The 9,559-nt window shown below is 41.0% G+C and carries 10 protein-coding genes; 8 read left to right on the forward strand and 2 right to left on the reverse strand.

Annotation, left to right across the window (positions count from 1 at the left end; translation table 11 throughout):
• Positions 1-272: YhcB family protein (locus ACEYJ7_RS11625; RefSeq protein WP_373779260.1), on the reverse strand; the 272-nt coding region annotated here is incomplete at its 3' end.
• A 302-nt stretch (positions 273-574) separates the two neighbouring features.
• On the opposite strand from ACEYJ7_RS11625, the gene rplM reads away from it, so the two are divergent.
• The 8 genes from rplM (at position 575) to ACEYJ7_RS11665 (ending at position 9,296) form a co-directional block, all read left to right on the forward strand.
• Positions 575-1,003, forward strand: coding sequence for a 50S ribosomal protein L13 (gene rplM, locus ACEYJ7_RS11630; protein WP_012621589.1), 429 nt, complete (start codon positions 575-577; stop codon positions 1,001-1,003).
• A gap of 15 nt (positions 1,004-1,018) precedes the next feature.
• Entirely contained in the window at positions 1,019-1,414 is a 396-nt protein-coding gene (gene rpsI / locus ACEYJ7_RS11635) for a 30S ribosomal protein S9 (protein ID WP_135673437.1), read from the forward strand.
• A gap of 165 nt (positions 1,415-1,579) precedes the next feature.
• On the forward strand, positions 1,580-2,359 hold the full coding sequence (yaaA, locus tag ACEYJ7_RS11640) for a peroxide stress protein YaaA (protein WP_373779261.1): 780 nt from the start codon (positions 1,580-1,582) through the stop codon (positions 2,357-2,359).
• Between the two features lie 2 nt (positions 2,360-2,361).
• Positions 2,362-2,913, forward strand: a complete 552-nt coding sequence (locus tag ACEYJ7_RS11645; RefSeq protein ID WP_373779262.1) for an ABC transporter ATPase — start codon at positions 2,362-2,364, stop codon at positions 2,911-2,913.
• A complete protein-coding gene (locus ACEYJ7_RS11650; RefSeq protein ID WP_373779263.1) occupies positions 2,913-3,821 on the forward strand; it encodes a cation diffusion facilitator family transporter in 909 nt (302 codons plus the stop codon). Before ACEYJ7_RS11645 ends, ACEYJ7_RS11650 begins: the two co-directional genes overlap by 1 nt.
• The gene (locus ACEYJ7_RS11655) at positions 3,809-4,579 is read left to right on the forward strand and encodes a Zn-ribbon-containing protein (RefSeq protein ID WP_373779264.1); all 771 of its coding nucleotides are present in this window, start codon (positions 3,809-3,811) and stop codon (positions 4,577-4,579) included. The genes ACEYJ7_RS11650 and ACEYJ7_RS11655 overlap by 13 nt, the downstream gene beginning before the upstream one ends.
• A 107-nt stretch (positions 4,580-4,686) precedes the next feature.
• Positions 4,687-6,021: an L-cystine transporter gene (locus ACEYJ7_RS11660; RefSeq protein WP_373779265.1), complete on the forward strand. Its 1,335-nt coding sequence runs from the start codon at positions 4,687-4,689 to the stop codon at positions 6,019-6,021.
• A gap of 320 nt (positions 6,022-6,341) precedes the next feature.
• A complete protein-coding gene (locus ACEYJ7_RS11665) occupies positions 6,342-9,296 on the forward strand; it encodes an autotransporter outer membrane beta-barrel domain-containing protein (RefSeq protein ID WP_373779266.1) in 2,955 nt (984 codons plus the stop codon).
• 122 nt (positions 9,297-9,418) lie between these two features.
• Here the strand turns inward: ACEYJ7_RS11665 and ACEYJ7_RS11670 are convergent.
• On the reverse strand, positions 9,419-9,559 hold a 141-nt coding region (locus ACEYJ7_RS11670), incomplete at its 5' end, for an amino acid--tRNA ligase-related protein (RefSeq protein ID WP_373779267.1).

Raw genomic sequence — 9,559 nt, forward strand, 5'->3', positions numbered from 1 at the left:
AGTAGGGTTTGGGAGCCTTTTGCCAAGTGAGAATAGAGTTTTTTGTAATCTTCGGCAAGTGTTGCCAACAACGAAGCGGATTGTTCGAAATGTTTTTCCAACTGTTGTTTTTGTTCGTCGATTTTAGTGGTCGCCGCTTTCAAATCTTTTTCCAGTTTTTGCTGTTTTTGAGCGTTGGCGTTCGTCGCACGGAAAATAACGTAGCCTAAAATTAAGCCGACAACAAACGCTGCGATAATGGCAGTCCACACGTTTCCGGACCATTGTTCCATAGAGATCTCCTTATATAAAGTAATCACAGGGTAATTATTTTTATCATTTTCTAAATAAGATGAGAAGTAAAAAAGAAAATGAATGTGTAAAATTTTGATATTGTCTACAAATCTAAAAAAATATCCAAAAACCTTTAGCAATTTATGTGTAATGTCTGTATAATCCCGCCACCCTGTTTTTGCACGGTATTCCCGCCGTGCAAGTTTGGTCTGAATTGACTCGAAGGGGTTAAATTCTGCCGTATATAGGTAATATCCGTTTAGGATATTGGGTTTAAACTTTAAATTTTGGTATTTAATTAATGAAAACTTTTGTAGCAAAACCAGAAACAGTTAAACGTGACTGGTATGTAGTAGATGCGACAGGTAAAACTTTAGGTCGTTTAGCTACTGAATTAGCACGTCGTCTTCGTGGTAAACACAAGGCTGAGTACACTCCACATGTAGATACAGGTGATTACATCATCGTTATCAATGCGGAAAAAGTAGCGGTAACAGGCAAAAAAGAAACTGATAAAATCTACTACTGGCACACTGGCTATGTAGGTGGTATCAAAGATGCAACCTTCAAAGAAATGATTGCTCGTCGTCCGGAAGCAGTGATTGAAATTGCGGTGAAAGGTATGTTGCCAAAAGGTCCGTTAGGCCGTGCAATGTTCCGTAAATTAAAAGTGTATGCAGGTAACGAACACAACCACGCAGCACAACAACCACAAGTTTTAGATATCTAATCACGGAGCATAAAAATGACAGCAGCAAATCAAAACTACGGCACAGGTCGCCGCAAAAGCTCTTCAGCTCGTGTATTTATCAAACCGGGCAATGGTAACATTACCATTAACCAACGTTCTTTAGAAGTTTACTTCGGTCGCGAAACAGCTCGCATGATCGTTCGTCAACCATTAGAATTAGTTGAGTTAACAGATAAATTAGATTTATACATCACAGTTAAAGGTGGTGGTATTTCTGGTCAAGCGGGTGCAATCCGTCACGGTATCACTCGTGCATTGATGGAATACGATGAAACTCTTCGTCCGGCATTACGTGCCGCGGGCTTTGTTACCCGTGATGCTCGTCGTGTTGAACGTAAAAAAGTGGGTTTACACAAAGCACGTCGTCGTCCACAATACTCAAAACGTTAATTTTACGTTTTATCGAAAAGGCAGGTTATCCTGCCTTTTTCTTTTCTATTTTAATCAGTTTAATACGTCGTTGTTTTCTATAAACTGTTTAATACCGAATCCCGTCATCTGACAGGTTTTGTAGTATAATTCCCGCTTAGTTAATTTTTGATAAAAGGTACTTAAATGCTTGCCATTATTTCTCCTGCTAAAACCCTTGATTTTGAAACAAAAATTGAGGGTTTTGCATTTTCTCAGCCGAAACTGACCGCTTGTAGTCAACAGCTTATTGATATCTGCAAGCAACTTACGCCTGCAGAACTTGGGTCGTTAATGTCAATTAGTGATAAATTAGCGAGCCTGAATGCTGCGCGTTTTGCAGAGTGGCAATCGGAACATAATGAACAAAATGCCAAAGCGGCGTTATTCGCCTTTAAAGGTGATGTGTATACCGGTTTGGATGCGGAAACGTTAACGAAAGAACAAATTTTGTATGCACAAAATCATTTGAGAATGTTATCGGGTTTATACGGTTTGCTAAAGCCACTTGATTTAATGCAGCCTTATCGTTTAGAGATGGGAACTAAACTGGTAAACCCGAAAGGTAACGATCTCTATGCGTTTTGGGGTAATATCATTACCGAAAATCTACAACAAGCGATTGATGAACAAGGCGATAATATTTTGATAAATTTGGCATCGGATGAATATTTTGGTGCAGTAAAACCAAGTAAATTACAAGCGACTATAATCAAACCGGTATTTTTAGATGAGAAAAACGGTAAATATAAAGTCATTAGTTTCTACGCCAAAAAAGCGCGAGGCATGATGGTGCGCTTTATGTTGCAAGTTCAACCAAGCAAAATAGAGCAGTTGAAAGATTTTAACTATGGTGGCTATTGGTTTGACGCGGATAACTCTTCCGAATCAGAATTTGTGTTTAAACGTGAGGAGCAAAAAGCGTGACAATGTTGCGAAAAATGGCTCTATTGCCACTCTTTTTATCCAGTTGTGCCGTGCATCAGGCGCAGTTCTCTATACCGGATAGAGTGACTTTTCAAGGTAAAACTTATGAAAAGGTAACGGATAATCAGATTGATGAGATGCAACAAATGCTTTATTTGGAACAAGGCAGTGCGAAAGATCCGGATCAGTGGCAACAGGGTATTTTGTTTTTTTTAGACCAAAATAGCCGAAATAAAACGCTTTCACAGCGAGCGGAGCTACGCCGTCAAGCTTTTTCTAAACAGATGGATACGGAGGCTCAGGTGGCAATTATTGAGAATGAATTGCGCAGCCAAGTACTGTATCCTCCGACAACGCGTTTTCAAAATTACCAGCTTGAAGTCACCCGTGGACGCGATTTATATTGTGGGTACGGGCAAATTCAATTCTCTGACAAGCGGTCTGTTTCGACAAAAAATTTGCAAAAAAGTAAATTGGCGGCTTATCTGCGGGATTTGAATCAACTTGCGCTTCAATTTGCTCAAATGCCTTGGTTGATCGAGTGTAAAAAATAATGAATCATGAATATGCAAAATATGTAAAACGTGCGGCGAATTTTGCCATTACCGTGGCAATTATACTCATTGTAGCGAAAGCTTTTGTGTGGTGGCACACCGGTTCAATGGCGATTTTAGCCGCAATGACGGATTCGGTTGTCGATTTACTTGCCTCATCAACCAATATTTTAATTCTGCGTTTTGCTTTGCGTCCTGCCGATGATGGCCATACTTTTGGTCACGGTAAAGCTGAATCGTTAGCGGCACTTGCTCAAAGCGCATTTATTGCCGGTTCTGCCGCATTTTTATTGCTACAAGGTGTGCAACGTTTAACGGAACCACAATTAATTGATGGCAGTGAATTGGGTATCGGTATCAGTATTTTTTCTGTTGTATTCACCGCCGTTTTAGTCGCATATCAACGTAAAGTTGTAAAATTAACGGGGAGTCCGGCGATTCAAGCGGATTCACTGCATTATCAAACCGACCTTTATATGAATGCGGCAATCTTAATTGCCATGGTATTAAATATGTACGGAATGGTTTATGCCGATGCGATTTTTGCGATTGGGATTGCGCTTTATATTCTGGTGAATGCCGGGAAAATGCACTGGGAAGCGATGCATTCGCTACTGGATAAAGCTTTGCCGCAAGAAGAAGTCGATAAAATTTGGATGATTGCGCTGGAACATCCTTGCATTATCAGTATTCATGATCTCAAAACCCGTCGGGCAGGTGCGGTGCGATTTATTCAATTACATTTAGAATTAGATGATCATTTACCGTTGGTGACAGCGCACGATATTACCGATAGCCTTGAGAAAAAAATCTTGGAGGCTTTTCCGTTATCTGAGGTGATTATTCACCAAGAACCGACCACAATTGTGCAAAAAGAAAAAGCGGAGAAAGCCCAATGTACCAAGTAATCGTTCATTTCAGTTATCAAAATTTTGAGCAAGATCCAGTGACGTTAATCAGCCAAGTGCTGAATCAATGGCGTTATAACGGACAAGTTATCGGTCGTGAAATGGGGATAACGCACCATCAACATGAAACGCTATCAGAGTTTCAAGTGCGTGTTTCAACGCCTGAACAAGAGTCGCTGTTTCCTGAATATAATAATGAATATGTAAATGAAGCGTTATTACAGGCAGAAAATGCAGGGGTTCAATTTGAATATTTTGAACTTGTCGGCCGCGATTATAATGCGGAAGAAACCGGCGCTACTGAACAGGCAACTTTTCAAATTATTTATACGACTTATGTAGAAACATGTTCGCCGATTTATAATGGGAAGACCTTTCGTCCGATTCCGCTTTATCGTTTCGGCGATCAACCTGAATTGACCGAAGCGATTATCAAATGGCAAGAAAATTGGCAATCATGCGATCAGTTACAAATGAATGGTGGAGCATTGGAACAGCAAGCACTTACCGAAATCAGTGAATTTAATAGTGAGCTTAACCAGTATGGCAGATTAATCGGACAAGCATTGGAAAACTTAACTTGCGTGCCGACCTACTATTATCTTTATCGTTTAGGCAAAGATGAAGCGACTGAACATCAACGTCAATGCCCAAGTTGCGGCGGTAAATGGAAATTGACGGAACCTTTACACGGTATTTTCCACTTTAAGTGTGATGATTGCCGATTAGTTTCTAATTTGAGTTGGGAATTACAATAAGCCATTTTTGATCATTTTCAGTTATACCAAAAATCATTATACGCTTGCAAAAACGCAGTGAGTTTTTTATGCTCACTGCGTTTTTGGGTCTTAAATTAGGAGTGCTTATGACGATCTTAAACTTGGTGGTATTTGCTGCAGAACTTGTGTTATTAGCGGTCATTTTTCGCAATAATCAAAAACTCGGACGAACCGTTTTCATTGCCTTATTACTCGGTTTGGCAGGTGGCGTATTATTACAAACGCTTTATGTTAAGGAAGAACTTACGACCACATTAGATTGGGTCAATTTGGTTGGAAACGGTTATGTACGCTTGTTACAAATGATCGTTATGCCATTAGTTTTTATCTCAATTTTATCGGCCATTACCCGTTTAAATCAGGTCGGTTCATTAGGTAAAATCAGTTTTAGTGTGTTATCGGTATTAATTATTACCACTGCAATCTCTGCTGCAATCGGGATCGCTATGGTATATCTATTTGACCTGTCTGCCGAAGGCTTAGTTGCCGGTGAGCGTGAATTGGCGGCTCAAGCGCGAGTCGACGGACGTGTCGAGCAAGTTAGTAACTTAAGTCTGCCCGGTATGTTATTGTCGTTTATTCCACGTAATCCGTTTGCAGAACTTACTGGTGCTAACCCAACATCTATTATCAGCGTCGTCATTTTTTCGGCTTTTTTAGGTGTTGCTGCATTAAGCTTGGCTAAAGAAGATAAAGCGTTGGGCGAGCGAATTGCACAAGGTGTTGATAGCTTGAACAAATTGATTATGCGGTTGGTGCGTTTTGTTATCCGTTTAACGCCTTACGGTGTATTTGCTTTAATGATCCGAATGGGCGCAACTTCTGCTTGGGAAGATATTGTTAATCTAGGCAGTTTTATTGTGGCTTCTTATGCGGCAATTATTTTGATGTTTATTATTCACGGCATATTACTGGCTTTATTTAAAGTCAGCCCGATTGATTATTACAAAAAAGTAATGCCAACATTAACCTTTGCATTCAGTTCCCGTTCAAGTGCGGCTACTTTGCCGTTGAATATTGAAACGCAAACCAATAAATTGGGGAATAGTAGTGTAATTGCCAATTTTTCGGCAACCTTCGGTGCCACAATCGGACAAAACGGTTGTGCGGGGATTTATCCTGCAATGTTAGCCGTGATGGTGGCACCGACGGTCGGTGTTGATCCGTTTAGTTTACAGTATCTTGCCACCTTAATCTTGGTTGTTGCGATTGCTTCATTCGGTATTGCCGGAGTGGGTGGCGGAGCAACCTTTGCGGCGATTGTCGTGTTATCTGCATTAGATTTACCGCTTGCGTTGGTCGGTTTATTGATTTCAATTGAACCACTAATCGATATGGGACGTACAGCACTAAATGTGAACGGTGCAATGGTTGCAGGAACGATTACGAACAAAATATTAAACAATAACGATAAAATCTAATTTGCAAAATAATTGAGAAAAACCACCGCTTGTTATCATAAAATCGGTGGTTTTTTTAAATTTTGTTATATTCAATAAATTAATTTCTATGGAAAACAAGTAAAGCACAGTTTGTGTAAATATTGATGTTTTTTCTTTAGTATGTTGACGCTATTTTTGAATGGATTACAAAAACAATGTAGAAAATAATGAAACTTTATACTATAAAGTTTGTCATGTTTACCTGCAAAAACGGAGGTGAGAACTCATAAAATACGTTATTTGATGTACCCAAAGTAAGGAAATTTCTTAAGGTTTTATCATTTCACAGGAGTTATTTTATGAATCATACTTATAAAACAATTTATGATACCGTTAAAGGGATTTATGTTGCGGTATCAGAACTCACCAATAGCCGTCGCAAAACAGGCAGTATCAAATTAATCACGGTCAGTCTTGCGGCATTGTTTTCTAGTCTTTCCTTTGCCACTCCTGTAACACTGACCGGTGATTATATCAGAACCGCTGTGAGTGATTATGGTACTTTAGGTTCAAACGGTGCTAATCCACCCGGTATTCAATACGATAAAACGGGTACCCAAAATTTTGGGGTTGATGATTACCTTACGCCCGGTAGCCCACATCAAACTTTCAGTGTAAAAACCGCTGAGACAGGCTTGCAATACAACAACAATAACAATCAGTTGCTGATTCCGTCGACTTCAGGTCCTTCGGATATAAGCAGTGGTACTGTTGCAGCCGCTACTTGGTCAGGACAATATTCGGATTACTATACGGTAAAAAATACTTATAGTGTGGGCAAAACAGAAGAAGCGATTCGTGTTGAAACAGTTTTAACCGCATTGCAGGATTTGACCGAAGTGAGATTTGCCACGGCACTTGATCCTGATCCGGATGTGAATACGTATAACTCATACTATACAACCAATGGTAGAGGAACGACTAAGTTTGCTGCAGAAGATTGGGTACATTCATTAGGACAGCAAACCGGTTTACCTGTCGGTATCTATAGCACATCACCTTATACTCATAATACCGGCGTATCTTCAGCTTGGTCGTTAGATCCGGATTTTTATCTTGCAGGTAATATGGATGGTGATGGTGATTATGTCATCGGTATGGGTTTCAATATAGGCACTTTACTCAGTGGTCAAAGTGTTGAGTTAGTCTACTATTATCTAATGGGTGAACAACTCGATACGGTGGTTATCCCTCCGTCGGCCGATCCGTCCGTACCGGCGGTTACCAAAACAAATATTGATTTAAGAAAAGTGTCCTATGACAGTTCGCAATTAGGTATCACCGTGAATCCTGCGTTTGAAGGCGGAACACTAAAAATAGATACCGCGGGTACATATACCTCGGATTTTTCATTGAATAATCTTGGCGGTACTATTGATGCTAATGCAAATAACGCAGTATTTAGTGGTGAGTTTTTCGATTTGAGTGATAGCAGTAGCAATGGTACATTAATTGTCTCCGATAGTGTCGGAGGCGGCTCTACTACCTTTGAAGGTGTAAATAGTTATACCGGTAAAACGGTGATAGAAGCAACGACGTTAGCATTATCAGGCAACGGTAATATTGCAAGCAGTAGCGGGGTGGAACTGGCCAATACCACCGCAGTATTTGATGTCTCGAATATTACTGCTCAAGCAACGACAGTGCAGGATCTTACCGGCGTGAGTGGTAGTGTAGTCAAAACCGGTACTACAGTGTTAACAGCCGGTACGGCAAACGATACTGAATTTGCCGGTAGTTTTGAAGGTAACGGCGGTTATGTCAAACTTGGTAGCGGTAGTATGCTATTAAGCGGCGATAGTAGCTCCTTTAGTGGTACGAATGCGGTACAAGCCGGTGAGTTACAAGTAAACGGCGTGTTGGGCGGTTTAACCTTAACCGTTGCTTCAGGCAGTATTCTCAGCGGTAACGGTACTGTCGGTGGTGTAGTTACGGCAGAATCAGGCTCAACGATTAGCCCGGGAGCAGATACCCACCAAGATACCTTAACATTATCGGATGATTTAAATGTGCAAGCCTCGAGTGTTATTGCTATACAAACGACCTTGGAGGCCGATGATAGTGCAACGGATAAATTGGTTGTCCAAGGCAATACTTCAGGACAAGCAACCGTACAGGTGACCAATCAAAGTGGTTCCGGTGCATTAACAAAAGAAGGGATTAAAGTGATTGATGTAGAAGGGCTGTCTGATGCAGTATTTTCACTCCCTACCGCTGCAATTGCGGTCAATTCTTACCAATATCGTTTAGTCCAAAACGGATTGTCTACGCCAACGGACGGAGATTGGTATCTTCGTAGTACCTATCGTCCAGGCGTTGGAAACTATTTGGCGGCAGCATCCAGTAATGTGATTGGCGGCTTTAATTTAATGTCTACGATGCATCAACGTAACGGTACATTAAAAGCCGGAGAAAACGATGGTAAAGAGACTTGGGTTCGCACTTTAGGCTTTTATAACAAGCTAAAAGGCAAAACACAGTTTGAATATGAACAGTTCTCAACCGGAGTCCAAATCGGTCAAGATCTCTGGCGTAGTGAAGATGCTAACCGTAGCAGAGCAGGGATAACTGCTCAATATCTGTACAGTAAAGTCGATGTGTATGATCATGAACGGGATAAAGTCGGGATAAGTAGTTTTACCGGCAAGGTGAAAACTCAAACGGCAGGCATTGGCTTCTACCATACTTATGTTGGAAATCGTGGTGGCTATATTGATACGGTAGCTCAAGTCAATCGTCTATATAGCAAACTGAAAGACACGGATGGTATCCACTCCAAATTGAAAGGATGGCAGGCCGGCGCGTCCATTGAGGTAGGTAAAGGTATTCCGTTAGGAACAACAAACTGGGTCTTGGAACCGCAAGCCCAAATCGCTTATCTCTACACCCATTATAGTGATCTAAACGATGCGTTTTCACGTGTCAGCGTTGATAGTAGCGAGAGTCTTACCATGCGAGCCGGTTTGCGTTTAAATAAACAGTTCACTGCGGATGAACGGGACGGCAATCTCTACTTTATTGTCAATTACCATCATCAACATTCCGGTAAACAGGATGCAACGTTCTTCCATGCTGACGGCAATCGCTTGGATGTCAGTGAAAAATTTGAACGTCACGGTATTGAAGGTGGTGTGGGTTTACAAACGAAAGTCGGCAAAAACAGCTATATTTTCGGTGACGTCCGCCATTTACAGCTACTTAACAATAAAGGTAACCAAACCCGTTTGGATGTTGGATTTAAGATGAGTTTCTAACGAGAGGAAACAAGCGGTCGTTTTCCGCCGATTTTTTGCAAATTTGAGGTGAAAACCGACCGCTTGTAATAACAAAAGGCGAGCATATAGCTCGCCTTTTTATCTACTTATTTTAGAAAGAATTAGAAATTCGCATTACGCGGTGCGCGTGGGAATGGAATGACCTCACGAATATTCTGTAAACCGGTGACATAGACGATTAAACGCTCAAAGCCTAAACCAAAGCCTGAGTGCGGCACGGTACCGTAACGACGTAAATCACG

Source organism: Glaesserella sp., from assembly GCF_041814905.1.
Classification (GTDB): domain Bacteria; phylum Pseudomonadota; class Gammaproteobacteria; order Enterobacterales; family Pasteurellaceae; genus Glaesserella.

What these genes read in the sequence shown, in the direction of transcription:
- ACEYJ7_RS11660 (WP_373779265.1), top strand. Translation starts at nt 4,687, where the DNA reads ATGACGATCTTAAACTTGGTGGTATTTGCTGCAGAACTTGTGTTATTA.
- ACEYJ7_RS11650 (WP_373779263.1), top strand. Translation starts at nt 2,913, where the DNA reads ATGAATCATGAATATGCAAAATATGTAAAACGTGCGGCGAATTTTGCC.
- rpsI (WP_135673437.1), top strand. Translation starts at nt 1,019, where the DNA reads ATGACAGCAGCAAATCAAAACTACGGCACAGGTCGCCGCAAAAGCTCT.
- rplM (WP_012621589.1), top strand. Translation starts at nt 575, where the DNA reads ATGAAAACTTTTGTAGCAAAACCAGAAACAGTTAAACGTGACTGGTAT.
- ACEYJ7_RS11655 (WP_373779264.1), top strand. Translation starts at nt 3,809, where the DNA reads ATGTACCAAGTAATCGTTCATTTCAGTTATCAAAATTTTGAGCAAGAT.
- ACEYJ7_RS11645 (WP_373779262.1), top strand. Translation starts at nt 2,362, where the DNA reads ATGTTGCGAAAAATGGCTCTATTGCCACTCTTTTTATCCAGTTGTGCC.
- yaaA (WP_373779261.1), top strand. Translation starts at nt 1,580, where the DNA reads ATGCTTGCCATTATTTCTCCTGCTAAAACCCTTGATTTTGAAACAAAA.
- ACEYJ7_RS11665 (WP_373779266.1), top strand. Translation starts at nt 6,342, where the DNA reads ATGAATCATACTTATAAAACAATTTATGATACCGTTAAAGGGATTTAT.